This window comes from Bradyrhizobium pachyrhizi (genome assembly GCF_029714545.1).
Taxonomy (GTDB): Bacteria; Pseudomonadota; Alphaproteobacteria; order Rhizobiales; family Xanthobacteraceae; genus Bradyrhizobium; species Bradyrhizobium pachyrhizi.
The window spans coordinates 4598625-4610538 of record NZ_CP121667.1; the positions used below are offsets into that span (position 1 = coordinate 4598625).

Genomic DNA, 11914 nt, shown 5'->3' on the forward strand with positions numbered 1-11914 from the left:
GCTCCGCGCTGGATTACCAGAGCGGGGGCCTCAGCTGCAGGGCCAGCATCGCCACGGCGGTCACGCAGCCGCACATCACCATGGCGACGCACGCCCCGATCGGGCTCTCGACAGTGAGCTGGTAGCGTCCAAAGGTAATCTTCATCGGTCTTCACTCCGCGCCTGTCCACCCCGGCGCGCGGTGGCCGGCGAGTGCCGGACCACAACCGATCTTCTCCAGGATCGTGAAAGTGTCAAAACGCGGCGAGGGCTTCGCCCTACTCAGTCAGGCCTCCGCAGTCGGCAGCTTGCGGCTGCGCCGCCCTCTGGATCCTTCACGCAATGTTCTCGCGGACGGCAGCAGCTGGCAGTGGCGCCGCGCGCCGGCCGCCATGGTCCGGGGGTAGGGATTGGCGGCCGACGCCGGAGCGACCTCAGCGCTGATTGACGCCGAGGCCGATCCCCATCTGGTGAGCCTTGGCGCGGAGCGCCGGCACTGATCGCTTCATCTGTTTGGCGATCTTGTCGACCGGTGTGCGCGCCCGCGAGTGCGCCTTCAGCGCCTTCACGTCGTCCTTCGAGTAGGGGACACGCACGGCCTTTTTCGACTTCTTCGCCATTGGAACTTCTCTCTTTCGTTTTGATTTATGCCCGGGTTAGAACCGGGCGTGTGCGACGAGCGCTTCGCGCTAATCTCGCACACCCGTATGACATGCACGCCGCAGCGAACAGCCCAAACCTGCAAAGTGTCTGAAGCTCCAGGTCAGGACGGTCGCTGCGGCGATGGGAAGCAATTGAAAGCCAGTTCCGGATCGGTAAAACTGTCCCCAACGAGACCACCCACGAGCCTAAACCTCGGGAACAATGCAAACGTTCCCACTGCAAATGCGACAAATCGCCGATGGACAACATTCTTGGATTCGACCCGCACGAACTTCGCCGTTTGCTCAAGCTGCGGGACGAGATCAAGCGTTTGCAAACGAGGTATCCGAAGCAGCCGGCGCGCGTGCTGTCCGAACTGCGCTGGCGCACACAGATAAGCAGCTGGCGATCGCCGACGGCGGCGAATGATGACGACGTGATCCGCCGAACTGATCCGTGACGCGCCGCCGGTGCGATGCCGGGTTTCTAGCGCCACGCACCGAGTCGACCCCTTGAAACTATCCGGCAACCCGTAGATGGTGCCTGCAGGGGGACAATCATGAAGCGAGCATTTGTATTCGGGATCTCGATCCTGTTGACGGGCTGCGCATCGGAGCCGCCGTCTGCAGAGCAGCGCCAGTTTGCGGCGCAATGGCTACTAGCGCAACAGGCCCGCCAAACGCCGCCGCCTCAGCCGTACTACATGCCGACGACGCCCGCGCCGACGCAAAGGCCAACGAACTGCATCACCAATCAAGTCGGCAATTCGCTCTACACGAATTGCAATTAGCCACTGAGGGCGACGACGTCAAATAGTCAGGTTGGCAAAGGGGAAGCGGGCCAATGACGGAAGCCGTGTGCTTTAGATGCGGAGACCGTAAGCACGGCGCGTTTTCGAACTGTGGGAATTGTGGAGCGCGCCCCCAATCAGATGATGATCTGATGTTATCGCTGGCGCTTACAGATCATTATTTTGATCATGCCAGGCTGGAGCAGATGGGGCGCGACATCGCGGACGGGAGGTTACCTCAGCTTGATCAGGCCACTAAAGAAAAGCTGCGTCCTGCGGTTGCCGAAGCAAAACGCATTCTCGGTATCGGTCGCGACAAGTATCGGCAGAGCACCTCGGCGCGCCGTTTTTTTGGGCTTTCCGCGATTGTTGAAAAAATTAGGAACACAAAAGAGGAGCGGCGATGTTATCTGGCTGCGATGAAGGAGTGCGAGTTCGTTCAAAGCCAACTGGAACATCTTCTCACTGGTTTTCCGGCGCTCGCCATAGAAGCGACAATCAAAAAAGTAAGGCACCTAATACGAAGAACAAAGCCTGACTTAGTAAAGTCGGTCCGAAACGGGCTCTCCTACAGAACCATCATATTTCTTTTGATAAGCAACGTTACCTGGGAAGAGTTGCGCACTGGCGAGCACATGGTTTACCGGAATCGCCTGAGTATGATTGGCGAGGGCTTTAGAGGTCTTTTCCTCCTTTCTTCCGATACTCTCGTTTCGTGTGGATACCACACACAGGCTGAAGCCGACGCAGAGAAGAAAGAATTATCCGAGCTGCTGAGAAACTTGGGGTGAACAGAAGGAGCTTGTCGCGATCCGCCCCAACCAAGCGCAGGAACTTCAGGAAGCTCAGAATTGATCGTGGACGCGAATGAAGGCGAGGCAGCTGGCGGCGAGGCGAAGGGTTGCAGATTGCAGAGCACCCGTATTGAATGCAGGTATGGGCGACTCCCAACCTGAAATAATCATCTGTGCCGCTGTTCGCGCCTCGAATGGCAAGGTCGTCAGGGGCCATCGACACAATGATGCGATCCGTTCGCTTCAAGCGATGGACGGATATGAGTTCGAACAGCCAGACGGGGACAGCCAGGGGTTCGTCACATCAACAAACAGGTTCGTGAGTCGTCTCGAAGCCTATCGGCTGCATTTTCCAGGTCGCGTAGAACCAGATGAGCTTCGCAGTGACGATCTGTACTAATTGGCCTGGGGAGTGACGATGAAGAAGCCACTGACGGTGTTGGTCGCAGTGATGCTGCAGGCGGTCCCTGCGATTGCTCGGGACATGCTCGACGAGAAGACGCACGAATACACGCCTTACGGCATCGCCATCTCCCTAGTCGCGGCTGCGCAGGTGAATGAGATGAGCTGCAAAATGAAGGGGCAGATCAGTCTTGCCCTCGCTAAGCTCAAACGGCGGGGCATAACAATCGACCTCAATGACAAGGAGGACTTTGCAGACGTCCTATTCCAAGCCACTCAGATTATGACGGAAGTGCGCAAGGAGGGGGCAGCCTCATGGTGCAAGGCGAGGTCGGCAAAGATGGATGAGTTCTTGAGGTCGGACTGAGAGATGTCTCACTGTAGCCACTACCCAAACTGATCGGCCACGCGACTGAACGCCGGATGCGACCGGTTCTTCACCTTCACCCAGTCGCAGAGCTTCGGCCGGTAGCCTCGCTTGAGGTGCTTCGAGACGATCCCTTCCAGCTCCATGTCGCAGGCGACCTCGAACAGCTGCGGGCCAATATCGCCGCGCTCGAAGGGCGCCACGAAGATGCCTTGCGGCCGGCGCTCCAGGATCTTGGCCAGCTTCGACTTGCGCTGCTCTAGCTCGAGCCCACGTAGATCGTCGCCGTCGAGCGCGATGATGTCGAAGGCGTAGAGCTGGGCGTCGTCGTTGTATTTGCCGGAGTGCAGCCAGTCGAACTGAGAGATGCCGCGGACGTCCATCACGCAGATCTCGCCGTCGACGATGAACTGCTTGGCGCGGATCATCCGCGCTGCCTCAACGATCATCGGGTAGCGGTAGGTGAGGTCGAGGCCAGCCTTCGATCGAACCTGCACGGCATCGCCATGGCGGATCACACGCCCGCGGTAGCCGTCGTATTTGACCTCGTGGATCCAGTCGGGGCCAGTCGGCACTGCCTGCTTTGAGACCGGCTTGCAGAACTCAAATGGCTTGGTCATGAGCGGCATCTAAGCACCGCCGGCCGAAATGCGAGTCTGTCAGAAATTTGCATACATTTTTCGGACAGCTCAGCGTCGCGGGAAGGGGATGACATTGCCATCGGCGGCCTGGATCACGGCTTTCGCGAGCGCGCCGGTGTCGAACCCGAGGTCAGCCATCTCGGCGGCGACGCCTTGGCGCTGCAGCTCAGCCACGATCGCCTCGACCACCTTCATGTACCGGGCCAATTCCGCCGCCGCGTCAGCCATTGAGGTCTCACTGCAATGGAAGAGGGAGCTGCACGCCGATCTTGCGGCCGAGCTGACCTTCGATGAAGTCCTTCACGCCGTCGGTGGCCTCCAACCCCTGCGCGCCGATCCGGCGCTCCAGCTCGCGGGCGATGTCCTCGCTGACGTCCCTCGACCAGCCCTCGGATGGGTTGAATGCGACGACGCGAAGCACCTGGTCGTACTGGCCGTCGAGCAGGTCGCTGATCAGCGCGGCGTGGTCGACCCCCTCGTCGGTCTCGCGGAAGGCTGCGCCGCTGCGGAAGTCTTCCAGGACCAGGTAGAAGTCCTTGTCTAGCCGGTCGTTGGGAACGAGCGAGGGGGTCATACGCTGGAACTCCGATACCGGAGTCCAAGGTAGGTGCGCTGTGGATAAAAAGCGAATCAGTTTTCGTCGACGATGATGCTGGCCGCGCCGAGTGCCTCAGCTCGCTTCATCACATCTTCGCAGGCAGCCGTGTAGGTCACCGGGCTCGCGGTTCGGAAGGTGACCGCGTTGGAGTTCGTGACCATCCGAAACGACCAGTATCGCCGTCCCATGGGGGCATGGCCGTATTTCTTCTCGTAGTCGCGTGTGTCGATCGGGATGGTCATTCGTCGCCAAGTCCTCGGTGGGTCTTCTGGATGTGAGATGGAACTGAGCTGCTGGTGATCTCTGCGCCGCAGAAGCAATGCGACTGGCCTGAGGTGTTCTGCGATGGTAGCCGCCTGCGCTCGTCCCACATCCGCTGCTTCCACGCCTCGAAGTCCCGCTTCTGCCGCCACAGCTCGAAGTGCGCCTCGGTCCTGGTCGGCAGCAGTCGGTCCCAGTCCGCCTCGAAGCCGGCCCTGGCCTGTTCGAACGACGGCGCTGTGCCGTGGGTGGACTGGCCAGGATCACAGCCCGGGGTGAAGCCGCAGCTCCAGCCCCACTGGTCGGCTTGGATCGGGACGCCGGCACGCTTGCCGATGTGACCCACCCTGACATCGCCGTAGTAGACGAACCATCCGCCGGGGAGCCGAGGGTCTTGGTCGGGGCGTCGGGTGAGCTGGGGCAATTGTGACGAACCTGTGGTTTCTGACACTATGGGCGGGGTGGAGCGCTTCGCGCTCTCAGTCGTACCGTAACAGGGCGGCTGGCCTTACTAGGATTGCTAAGACCACCACCGGCATCTCGTGCCGGTACCACCGGAATCTGGTGCCGGTATCACCGGAATCTAATGCCGGTACCACCGGCACCAGGTGCCTACTAATCTATCAAGAACCAACATTGAACCATCAATGAACCCAAAGAGGGCGCGCGGGCTCGCCGTCGGCGTGTTCCGGCGTTTGCATTCCATTTGCAGCGGGCTTGACGGAATGCGCATATGGGGGTATCTGTTGCGCTACGTTAGCAATCGTGCAAACGGCCATCATCAAGCCCCAACCCAGCCAGCCAGTTCCCGCCGGACTGGCCGGCGCGGGCAGAGGAACCCATGACCTTCACGGACCTGCAATTCGTGGCGGCACTCGGCGTGCTCACCATGAAGTTGCTGGTCCTGACCTTCGGGGCTCTCGCTATCACGTCGATGGCCTTCGTGATCACCGCCGTCTGCAAACGCTGACACCCAGTTACCCAGAGCCCGGTCTCGCCCACGGCAGACCGGGTCAACCTCTTCAGGACGCGCATGCCCCGCAGACGTCGCCAAAAGGAAGATCTGATCCATGCCGCCACCCTTGCGCTGGAGGACGAGATCCGCTGCTGGCGCCAGCTGCACAACAACAGCTTCTACGGGCACGGCGACAAGACGATCCGTCTCGTCCGAACCCCGTCGCTCTATGCCACCAACATCGGCCCCGCCGACGTGATCCCTGAGACGGCATCGATCGAGCACATCGATCTGCCCGAGAAGGAGGTCCCGTACTTCCTCCGGTACCGCGGCATGGAAGCGGCCATCAAGAAGATCCGCGAGCTGGAAGCATGAACCAGTTCGGCGACATCATCCTGGGCCTCGGGCTCGGCCTGACTATCGCGGCCCTGATCGCCAACAACTGGCGCCAGTCGAAGGCCCGCGTCTATGGCTGGAGCGCCGAGGACGCCGAGAAGCTGACGATGCCGGCGCACGAGCGCCTGGCCCGGCAGCTCGCCGTTCGCGCGGGCGCCCCCGAGTTCATGTGGCGCCGCTACACGCCGCTCGCCGTATCGATCATCTTGAGGAGCCCGTCATGAGCCGCCGCCGCCAGCTGCAGATCATCCGCAACCGCATCCATGCCGAGCTGCACGACGGCCTGACGATGTCCATCGTCGTCGCCTTCGCGATCCTGATGTCGGTCGACCTGGTGCTCCGGAGCGTCCACTGATGGGGCGCACCGGCAACTATCAGATACCGTTCGACGAGGCCGGCAACCAGCTGCATTACCCCGAGGTCTGGACCTGGGTGGACGGCAAGCGCGGCGATGTCGTCTGGCGCGACAACGTGCCGTTCCAGGCAAAGTTGACCTATAGCGGCTTCAGCCGTGGCCGGTCGGCGGCCTATCTCGACTTCAAGGACGAGGCCGGCAAAGCCGTCACCTTCTTCATGAAGGACTTCGAGAAGGTCATTCCGCACCTGATCGGTGGCGCCGTGAGCGGCACCTTCATCTTCACCAAGCGCGGGATGAACTTCGGTTGCCAGCTCGTCGAGCCCGCCGCGTAAACACCAGTTTCCAAGAGCCCGTGATCTGCCCCGAGCAGCACGGGTCCACCCTTTCACCGTGAGGCACCATGACCACGATCGCTTACCGCAACGGCATCATCGCTGCGGACACCCAGGCGATCGGCGGCAATTCCGTCACGGCGACCAACATTGCCAAGATCGTCCGGCGAACCCGGGACGGTGCGCTGTGCGGCGCCTCCGGCTACCTCGCATTCATGCAGGCCTTCCATCGCTGGTTCCTGTCCGGCGAGAAGGGGCGCGTCCCCACATTTCATGATGGGGACCGTGCCTTCGTTGTCCGCAAGGGCAAGCCGATCGAGATGTTCGAGAGCGTCGGTTCGTACGACTACGAGCCGGATTACGTGGCCATCGGGTCCGGCATGGAGTTCGCCCTCGGCGCCATGCATGCCGGCGCCGGAGCGGCCGATGCAGTCGCCGCGGCAGTCACTCACGACCCGGGAACGGGCGGCGAGGTGATGGTGCTGCGCCATGGCAAGTGACACCTGCGATGCCTGCGGCAAAACGCAAGAAGGCGTCGCGTGGTTCGCCGCCGCCTTTCGAAAGGTACGGCTTAAAAAAGATAAGCCTGATCCCGGAAACATCTGCGGAGCCTGCGCCGGAGGCATCGTCGGAAAAGAAATCGGCGCCGACCTCTTCGGCCCCAAAGTCTGATCCGATCTCGACCAGCCCGCTGGCTATGAAGGCCTACGAGCTGATGAAAGTCCTCGACCCGCTTGTCGGTGTGGCCGAGGCGACCTTCTTCATGAACCGCAGCAACGAGCTGCTCGGCGGCGTCACCCCGATCACCGCCATCAAGGAAGGCCGGCTCGACGACGTCAAGCGCGCTGTGCGCGCGGTCGCAGCAGAGAAGGGCGTCTACCAGACGCCATTGTGATGAAGACCAAAACCCGGAAGCCGGCGAAGCGGTATTGGCCGCTCTCTTGCGGCTGCTGCGACGGCAGAGACTGTCGCGAAACCATCACCCATCAAATCGAATGGCGCGAGGCCCAGGATGAGCTTGCAGACGATCGAACCGTGGTGCGCCGTGATCGCGGAGACCAAGGCAATCGCTGAGCAGTACATGGAGGTGTTCAAGCTCTCTTCGGAGATCTGGATGCCGCTCGCCAGCTCCTCGAACCTGTGCGGTCGCCAGTTCGAGCACATCGTTCTGATCCGGCCGCATTGGTGGACGAGCCCCGGCGAGTTCAACCACTTCCACAACAACGTCATCCCGCACTGGCAGTGCCGCCTGTCTCCGACCGGCAAAATGAAAGTCATCTGACATGGACGCCGCAGAGGTCACCGATCACAAGCCAGTCTCGATCTGGCAGAAGCTCAATCCGCTCTGGTGGCTCGTCGGCGACGACGGCTGGAACGTGCCGGACGTGAACAACGGCCAGCCCTACCTGCCGGAGATCACGAACATCTGGCTGCGACGCTTCTACTGGTTCATCTGCCGCAACCCGCTGATGAACTTCGTCGGCTACGTGCTCGGCGTCGAGGACCGGAACTACTGGGTCTACGGCTCGGACCAGGTGCTAAGCACCACCGGCCGCGACTGCACCCCGCAGGCCTTCGGCTTCCGTTGGGCGGTGCTCGATCCGGGCGTCTCGTTCGGCGCCATAGCCGTCTCGCTGATCGCAGCGGCCCTCGCATGGTTCATCCATCCGGCCTTCGCCGCAGTGCTCCCGATCTCGCTGTTCAAGTCGGCCGGGCTGCTGCCGTTCATCAACTACTGGAATGGCAGTCTCGAGTTCTACATGGGCTGGCGGCCGGCAAGCGGCGGCTTCGGCACCAAGATCGTCTTCACGGAGAGCACATGATCATCGAAACCATCATCATGGCCGCCGCGCTTTACTTCGGCCTCACGTCGATCGGCGATGCCATCGACAACGTCGCCGTCGGCATCGAGCAGGCTTCGCTCAACCAGATGGCGTTCCTCCAGGACGACGAGGGTGACGAGTAATGCCGTTCCCGTTGTCCGTCTTCCTGTTCAGCTACGTGATCTGGCAGGCCTCGATCGAGCGCGCTTTCACGTTCAACCCGGCTCCCTCAGCCAGCGCGCTGTAGCGCTCCACCAAAGTCACGCCAATGAAACTCCTGCAACTCGCCCTTGCGGGCGTGATGATGCTGTGCGCCCTGATGCCAGCGTCGGCCAAAGACGTTCCGGTCCAGTTCGAGTCGGGCCGCAACGTCACGTTCATCACGGATGATCCCGGCGGGGTCATCGTGGACTTCTTCAAGAAGTACTCCGACATGCGTGATGCCGGGACCAAGGTCATCCTGAGCGGCGAGTGCGCCTCTGCCTGCACCCTGATGCTCGGCATGCTGCGGCCCGAGCTGGTCTGCGCGACGCCTGACGCCTCTCTCGGTTTCCATTCGGCATCGGTGATCACGAGGGAGCCGGGCAAGCCGGACATCATCGAGCACGGCAGGGAAATGTCGCTGCTGGTGTGGAACAGCTATCCCGGCAAGGTCCGCAAGTTTCTTGCCGCTCGCGGCTGGAGCGGCGCGAACGCCCATCCAGACATCATCTGGGTGAGGGGGAAGAACCTCCGCAAGATGATCAGGCCCTGCACCGCGGCGGATCTGTCATGAGCCGGCGCCGGTTACCAGATCGGCGCAAGCTGCCATCGACGATCAAGATCGGCATCTTCGTCTACAAGCTGGTGCATTGGGATCCAGCCGAGGCCGAAGAACAGGAATGCTTGGGTCTCTGCGATCGGCTGGGCTTCGTCGTCTACGTGCGCGACGACCTGCCTGACAGCAGCTTCGCTGAAGTCCTTGAGCACGAAATCAATCACGCCTGCTGGCACGCCGCCTCGCTGAAGAGCCGTGCGGCAGAAGAGACGGTCGTGAACCGGCTGACGCCGATCATGATCATGGCTCGCCGCGACAATCCAGAGATCTACGCCTGGATCGACCGAGCGATCGCCCAGAAAGAATGACCATGTTCAAGAACGCGATGGTCGCCTCTTCCAAGAGGCAGGCCGCAGCCATGGTCGCCTGGCTCAAGCTCGACCCCGATGCGTGGGTCGCTCTCGCATACGGCGATCCAGTCTCGCAGGTGTTCGCGCACGCAAAGCTCGTGCGGCCAAGCGAAGGCGTCGACCAGGCGCACGCTGACTGGGTCCTCGAAAAGCTCGTCCCGAACCTTCGCCTGACGGTGACCACAGTCCCTCCGAACTGGAAGATCCCGCAGGAGCACGTCGGCTGAAAGAGACAATGAAAAAGAAGCACATCAGGAAGGTGTCCAAGAACACCAAGCTTGCGGAGCTGCGCATCGAGCGCAAGCGCCGCCGGCGTCGACAGAAGGCGGGCGCTACCGGCACCTAACAGCATCCCCGGAGCCACAGAACAGGGAGCAGGGGCATCGAGCCCTGACCGTCTGCTAAGGCCCGGCCTGCGGCGGGGGTTTCTCCTCCTTTACCCCACCGCGCCCGATGACAAATCAGCTCTGCTGCAAACCATCGGGCACTTCCATTCAGTTTAGGTGGCATACCGCACCGGTAACGGTGTCGGCTCTAACGGGATAAGCCAGCAGGCCCGTAGTCCTCGTAATTCCTCAAAGCGGCCCCTGAGGGGGAACGGCTGATCCCCGTCAACGCGATGCGGTTGAGGCACCAGGTCGATCGACTTCTGGATTGGATCGCCCCCACCTAAATTGGCTCGTGATGACGCGCGGCGGCGCAGAATAGCGCACAGCCTATCGGCGAAGAGGTCCATGGTAAGTCGCCGACGACCGTATGAGATCAGCGTGATGCAGGTCGAGGTCGAAAGGAATCAGAGTGTTCATCCCGCGGGGTGTTCACGGTCACGAGCCAACCTAATACTGCCCCAAGAGCGGTGACGCGACACGCGTCCAGCGCAGGAACTGCGCGATGGCGATGGTGCCCCACGAGCCCTGTAATCCGACACGAGGTGCGCCGCTCTTGCTATCTTCGTCCCCACGGTGGGCTGTCCAGTTCTCGCAGTAGCCTGGGCCCCGCAAGCCGTGTCGTGGTGGGTTCTTGTCGCTCGCAGTAGCCAAGGACCCCGCAAGCTGAACTGCGGGCCACGACGTTACTTTCACTTGGGAAAGGGAATACGACCTGTAGAGAGCCAAGAAAAAAGGGCTTGCCGAGATCAGCAAGCCCCTTAATCGGATCGGTGTTTGTTGCCGACTATCTCATGCCACCGGAATCTTCGGCGCCAGCCACGATTACAGGCCCGCCGCCGGTACCTTGGCCTCCAGCCTCGATCTGCGGGCTGCCGCCAGTATCTTGGCCGCCTAGCGACATGGCATTCCCGCCGCCGCCCGGATCATGGCCTCCGCCGCCAGCAAAGGCACCAGCCGTGCCGCCGACGACCCCGAACACCACCGCAACTGCGAAAACGACCTTGCGCATGTGACACCTCTGTTGAGAACACGCTCTGATTAGATTTGGTACAGACCTGACGGGTTCAAGTCTCGCATCATTAACTTTTCTCCATTCCTCGGTGCCCACCGATCGTCACCTGATGACATAGGGGTGGTGGGTTAAATGGGGCCATGCGCCAAGCCGAGTGCTCACGGACAAGTGAGCGCGCCCGTCACCGTGAGGTGGCGGGCATCTTCGCTCGGTCAGCTTCACGAACGTGTTGCGATGACCAATCGGAAATAAGTACCCACGCATCTCGGCACGCAAAAAAGAGGCGGGAAGAAATCCTCCCGCCTCTCTGACATCATTCTCCTCTGCTAATGCGTTGATACCAGCAGGATAATGTATCCCGCGATGATCAGGCTGTATCCGAGGTGGTGCAGCATATTGCCTCTCAATCCGGATCACCTGTCGCTCGCGGGACTACCCCGCGTTTTGACTTGGTGTCCTAAGAGTGCGCGGGCTTGGCGTCGACTGCGCCGCCGTCGGCAGCGGAAGTGTCTACGAAATCCACGCTATTCGCTCTTTGTGCGTGCGGAGGCACGACGGTGAGAGCGTCGTCGGCTGCTGGATTGTCGACGAACATCAGCGGCAGCGAAGCCGCGACACCATCTCCATCAAACTTCGGTCGAGGGCGGAACGGCCTCCCGCCACGCCACTGATCCTGATGAGCACGTAGGGAAGGTGGCAAAGTACGAGCAATCGGAAGAGATGCGGGCACCTGGGCAACCCGCCGACCGAACACCTATCGCTGCCATCGTCTAGTGGACCAGGACAACGCACTTTCACTGCGCAAACGGAGGGTTCGAAGCCCCCTGGCAGCTCCATCAAGCCGTAAGGCGCACGCTCCCCGCGTACCGACGACTGGGCAATCCGTCGCTTGAAGAAATCGGAGAGGGGAAACCATTCCATGCATCGGTGAGCCGGCGGCGGTGGCCTGGTCTCCAAAACCAAGGTCTGAGGGTTCGACTCCCTACACCGGTGCCAACAACAAAAAGA

26 protein-coding genes and 2 tRNA genes are annotated in these 11914 nt (G+C 61.2%); 21 read left to right on the forward strand and 7 right to left on the reverse strand.

Going from position 1 to position 11914, the window contains the following annotated elements; all coding sequences use genetic code 11:
• Positions 1–13: 13 nt before the first annotated feature.
• Positions 14–145, reverse strand: coding sequence for a hypothetical protein (locus QA639_RS21405; protein WP_283087305.1), 132 nt, complete (start codon positions 143–145; stop codon positions 14–16).
• A gap of 268 nt (positions 146–413) precedes the next feature.
• Entirely contained in the window at positions 414–599 is a 186-nt protein-coding gene (locus tag QA639_RS21410) for a hypothetical protein (RefSeq protein ID WP_283087306.1), read from the reverse strand.
• A 281-nt stretch (positions 600–880) separates the two neighbouring features.
• Here QA639_RS21410 and QA639_RS21415 point away from each other — a divergent pair, with 281 nt between their 5' ends.
• From QA639_RS21415 to QA639_RS21430, 5 genes are all read left to right on the forward strand, one after another.
• The gene (locus QA639_RS21415; protein WP_283087307.1) at positions 881–1081 is read left to right on the forward strand and encodes a hypothetical protein; all 201 of its coding nucleotides are present in this window, start codon (positions 881–883) and stop codon (positions 1079–1081) included.
• 99 nt (positions 1082–1180) lie between these two features.
• Positions 1181–1411 carry a hypothetical protein gene (locus QA639_RS21420; RefSeq protein WP_283087308.1) on the forward strand — a complete coding sequence of 77 codons (231 nt, stop codon included), beginning with the start codon at positions 1181–1183 and terminating at the stop codon, positions 1409–1411.
• Positions 1412–1563: 152 nt separating this feature from the next.
• Positions 1564–2202, forward strand: coding sequence for a hypothetical protein (locus QA639_RS21425; protein ID WP_283087309.1), 639 nt, complete (start codon positions 1564–1566; stop codon positions 2200–2202).
• A gap of 145 nt (positions 2203–2347) precedes the next feature.
• Entirely contained in the window at positions 2348–2605 is a 258-nt protein-coding gene (locus QA639_RS42145) for a Y16D family protein (protein WP_487247044.1), read from the forward strand.
• Positions 2606–2623: 18 nt separating this feature from the next.
• A complete protein-coding gene (locus QA639_RS21430; RefSeq protein ID WP_283087310.1) occupies positions 2624–2974 on the forward strand; it encodes a hypothetical protein in 351 nt (116 codons plus the stop codon).
• 20 nt (positions 2975–2994) lie between these two features.
• On the opposite strand, the gene QA639_RS21435 is transcribed toward QA639_RS21430, so the two are convergent.
• From QA639_RS21435 to QA639_RS21455, 5 genes are all read right to left on the reverse strand, one after another.
• Positions 2995–3594 carry an ATP-dependent DNA ligase gene (locus QA639_RS21435; protein WP_283087311.1) on the reverse strand — a complete coding sequence of 200 codons (600 nt, stop codon included), beginning with the start codon at positions 3592–3594 and terminating at the stop codon, positions 2995–2997.
• Positions 3595–3663: 69 nt separating this feature from the next.
• A complete protein-coding gene (locus QA639_RS21440) occupies positions 3664–3843 on the reverse strand; it encodes a hypothetical protein (RefSeq protein WP_283087312.1) in 180 nt (59 codons plus the stop codon).
• 7 nt (positions 3844–3850) lie between these two features.
• Entirely contained in the window at positions 3851–4189 is a 339-nt protein-coding gene (locus QA639_RS21445) for a hypothetical protein (protein WP_283087313.1), read from the reverse strand.
• Between the two features lie 56 nt (positions 4190–4245).
• Positions 4246–4455 (reverse strand): hypothetical protein, encoded by a 210-nt coding sequence (locus QA639_RS21450; protein WP_283087314.1) that lies wholly within the window; start codon positions 4453–4455, stop codon positions 4246–4248.
• A complete protein-coding gene (locus QA639_RS21455) occupies positions 4452–4820 on the reverse strand; it encodes a hypothetical protein (protein ID WP_283087315.1) in 369 nt (122 codons plus the stop codon). The genes QA639_RS21450 and QA639_RS21455 overlap by 4 nt, the downstream gene beginning before the upstream one ends.
• Before the next feature lie 495 nt (positions 4821–5315).
• Between QA639_RS21455 and QA639_RS21460 the strand changes: the two genes are divergently transcribed.
• The 16 genes from QA639_RS21460 (at position 5316) to QA639_RS21535 (ending at position 11902) form a co-directional block, all read left to right on the forward strand.
• Positions 5316–5444, forward strand: a complete 129-nt coding sequence (locus QA639_RS21460; protein WP_283087316.1) for a hypothetical protein — start codon at positions 5316–5318, stop codon at positions 5442–5444.
• Positions 5445–5507: 63 nt separating this feature from the next.
• Entirely contained in the window at positions 5508–5804 is a 297-nt protein-coding gene (locus tag QA639_RS21465; RefSeq protein WP_283087317.1) for a hypothetical protein, read from the forward strand.
• A complete protein-coding gene (locus QA639_RS21470) occupies positions 5801–6049 on the forward strand; it encodes a hypothetical protein (protein ID WP_283087318.1) in 249 nt (82 codons plus the stop codon). Before QA639_RS21465 ends, QA639_RS21470 begins: the two co-directional genes overlap by 4 nt.
• A complete protein-coding gene (locus QA639_RS21475) occupies positions 6046–6180 on the forward strand; it encodes a hypothetical protein (RefSeq protein ID WP_283087319.1) in 135 nt (44 codons plus the stop codon). The genes QA639_RS21470 and QA639_RS21475 overlap by 4 nt, the downstream gene beginning before the upstream one ends.
• The gene (locus QA639_RS21480) at positions 6180–6515 is read left to right on the forward strand and encodes a hypothetical protein (RefSeq protein ID WP_283087320.1); all 336 of its coding nucleotides are present in this window, start codon (positions 6180–6182) and stop codon (positions 6513–6515) included. The genes QA639_RS21475 and QA639_RS21480 overlap by 1 nt, the downstream gene beginning before the upstream one ends.
• A 68-nt stretch (positions 6516–6583) precedes the next feature.
• Positions 6584–7015: an Ntn hydrolase family protein gene (locus tag QA639_RS21485; RefSeq protein WP_283087321.1), complete on the forward strand. Its 432-nt coding sequence runs from the start codon at positions 6584–6586 to the stop codon at positions 7013–7015.
• Entirely contained in the window at positions 7005–7187 is a 183-nt protein-coding gene (locus QA639_RS21490) for a hypothetical protein (protein WP_283087322.1), read from the forward strand. The genes QA639_RS21485 and QA639_RS21490 overlap by 11 nt, the downstream gene beginning before the upstream one ends.
• A 43-nt stretch (positions 7188–7230) precedes the next feature.
• Positions 7231–7410: a hypothetical protein gene (locus tag QA639_RS21495; protein ID WP_283087323.1), complete on the forward strand. Its 180-nt coding sequence runs from the start codon at positions 7231–7233 to the stop codon at positions 7408–7410.
• A 117-nt stretch (positions 7411–7527) separates the two neighbouring features.
• Positions 7528–7797, forward strand: a complete 270-nt coding sequence (locus QA639_RS21500) for a hypothetical protein (RefSeq protein WP_283087324.1) — start codon at positions 7528–7530, stop codon at positions 7795–7797.
• 1 nt (position 7798) lies between these two features.
• Positions 7799–8338 (forward strand): hypothetical protein, encoded by a 540-nt coding sequence (locus QA639_RS21505; RefSeq protein WP_283087325.1) that lies wholly within the window; start codon positions 7799–7801, stop codon positions 8336–8338.
• Positions 8335–8481 (forward strand): hypothetical protein, encoded by a 147-nt coding sequence (locus QA639_RS21510; RefSeq protein ID WP_283087326.1) that lies wholly within the window; start codon positions 8335–8337, stop codon positions 8479–8481. Before QA639_RS21505 ends, QA639_RS21510 begins: the two co-directional genes overlap by 4 nt.
• A gap of 125 nt (positions 8482–8606) precedes the next feature.
• Complete coding sequence (locus tag QA639_RS21515; RefSeq protein WP_283087327.1) at positions 8607–9113, forward strand: hypothetical protein; 507 nt, start codon at positions 8607–8609, stop codon at positions 9111–9113.
• Positions 9110–9463 carry a hypothetical protein gene (locus QA639_RS21520; RefSeq protein ID WP_283087328.1) on the forward strand — a complete coding sequence of 118 codons (354 nt, stop codon included), beginning with the start codon at positions 9110–9112 and terminating at the stop codon, positions 9461–9463. Before QA639_RS21515 ends, QA639_RS21520 begins: the two co-directional genes overlap by 4 nt.
• Before the next feature lie 2 nt (positions 9464–9465).
• Positions 9466–9732 carry a hypothetical protein gene (locus tag QA639_RS21525; RefSeq protein ID WP_283087329.1) on the forward strand — a complete coding sequence of 89 codons (267 nt, stop codon included), beginning with the start codon at positions 9466–9468 and terminating at the stop codon, positions 9730–9732.
• Positions 9733–11665: 1933 nt separating this feature from the next.
• Positions 11666–11742 (forward strand) — tRNA-Glu (locus QA639_RS21530).
• An 87-nt stretch (positions 11743–11829) separates the two neighbouring features.
• Positions 11830–11902 (forward strand) — tRNA-Trp (locus QA639_RS21535).
• Positions 11903–11914 lie beyond the last annotated feature (12 nt).

Excerpts from the sequence above, each read along its gene's own strand:
- QA639_RS21405 (WP_283087305.1), bottom strand. The coding sequence starts at position 145 with ATGAAGATTACCTTTGGACGCTACCAGCTCACTGTCGAGAGCCCGATC.
- QA639_RS21410 (WP_283087306.1), bottom strand. The coding sequence starts at position 599 with ATGGCGAAGAAGTCGAAAAAGGCCGTGCGTGTCCCCTACTCGAAGGAC.
- QA639_RS21415 (WP_283087307.1), top strand. The coding sequence starts at position 881 with ATGGACAACATTCTTGGATTCGACCCGCACGAACTTCGCCGTTTGCTC.
- QA639_RS21420 (WP_283087308.1), top strand. The coding sequence starts at position 1,181 with ATGAAGCGAGCATTTGTATTCGGGATCTCGATCCTGTTGACGGGCTGC.
- QA639_RS21425 (WP_283087309.1), top strand. The coding sequence starts at position 1,564 with ATGTTATCGCTGGCGCTTACAGATCATTATTTTGATCATGCCAGGCTG.
- QA639_RS42145 (WP_487247044.1), top strand. The coding sequence starts at position 2,348 with ATGGGCGACTCCCAACCTGAAATAATCATCTGTGCCGCTGTTCGCGCC.
- QA639_RS21430 (WP_283087310.1), top strand. The coding sequence starts at position 2,624 with ATGAAGAAGCCACTGACGGTGTTGGTCGCAGTGATGCTGCAGGCGGTC.
- QA639_RS21435 (WP_283087311.1), bottom strand. The coding sequence starts at position 3,594 with ATGACCAAGCCATTTGAGTTCTGCAAGCCGGTCTCAAAGCAGGCAGTG.
- QA639_RS21440 (WP_283087312.1), bottom strand. The coding sequence starts at position 3,843 with ATGGCTGACGCGGCGGCGGAATTGGCCCGGTACATGAAGGTGGTCGAG.
- QA639_RS21445 (WP_283087313.1), bottom strand. The coding sequence starts at position 4,189 with ATGACCCCCTCGCTCGTTCCCAACGACCGGCTAGACAAGGACTTCTAC.
- QA639_RS21450 (WP_283087314.1), bottom strand. The coding sequence starts at position 4,455 with ATGACCATCCCGATCGACACACGCGACTACGAGAAGAAATACGGCCAT.
- QA639_RS21460 (WP_283087316.1), top strand. The coding sequence starts at position 5,316 with ATGACCTTCACGGACCTGCAATTCGTGGCGGCACTCGGCGTGCTCACC.
- QA639_RS21465 (WP_283087317.1), top strand. The coding sequence starts at position 5,508 with ATGCCCCGCAGACGTCGCCAAAAGGAAGATCTGATCCATGCCGCCACC.
- QA639_RS21470 (WP_283087318.1), top strand. The coding sequence starts at position 5,801 with ATGAACCAGTTCGGCGACATCATCCTGGGCCTCGGGCTCGGCCTGACT.
- QA639_RS21475 (WP_283087319.1), top strand. The coding sequence starts at position 6,046 with ATGAGCCGCCGCCGCCAGCTGCAGATCATCCGCAACCGCATCCATGCC.
- QA639_RS21480 (WP_283087320.1), top strand. The coding sequence starts at position 6,180 with ATGGGGCGCACCGGCAACTATCAGATACCGTTCGACGAGGCCGGCAAC.
- QA639_RS21485 (WP_283087321.1), top strand. The coding sequence starts at position 6,584 with ATGACCACGATCGCTTACCGCAACGGCATCATCGCTGCGGACACCCAG.
- QA639_RS21490 (WP_283087322.1), top strand. The coding sequence starts at position 7,005 with ATGGCAAGTGACACCTGCGATGCCTGCGGCAAAACGCAAGAAGGCGTC.
- QA639_RS21495 (WP_283087323.1), top strand. The coding sequence starts at position 7,231 with ATGAAAGTCCTCGACCCGCTTGTCGGTGTGGCCGAGGCGACCTTCTTC.
- QA639_RS21500 (WP_283087324.1), top strand. The coding sequence starts at position 7,528 with ATGAGCTTGCAGACGATCGAACCGTGGTGCGCCGTGATCGCGGAGACC.
- QA639_RS21505 (WP_283087325.1), top strand. The coding sequence starts at position 7,799 with ATGGACGCCGCAGAGGTCACCGATCACAAGCCAGTCTCGATCTGGCAG.
- QA639_RS21510 (WP_283087326.1), top strand. The coding sequence starts at position 8,335 with ATGATCATCGAAACCATCATCATGGCCGCCGCGCTTTACTTCGGCCTC.
- QA639_RS21515 (WP_283087327.1), top strand. The coding sequence starts at position 8,607 with ATGAAACTCCTGCAACTCGCCCTTGCGGGCGTGATGATGCTGTGCGCC.
- QA639_RS21520 (WP_283087328.1), top strand. The coding sequence starts at position 9,110 with ATGAGCCGGCGCCGGTTACCAGATCGGCGCAAGCTGCCATCGACGATC.
- QA639_RS21525 (WP_283087329.1), top strand. The coding sequence starts at position 9,466 with ATGTTCAAGAACGCGATGGTCGCCTCTTCCAAGAGGCAGGCCGCAGCC.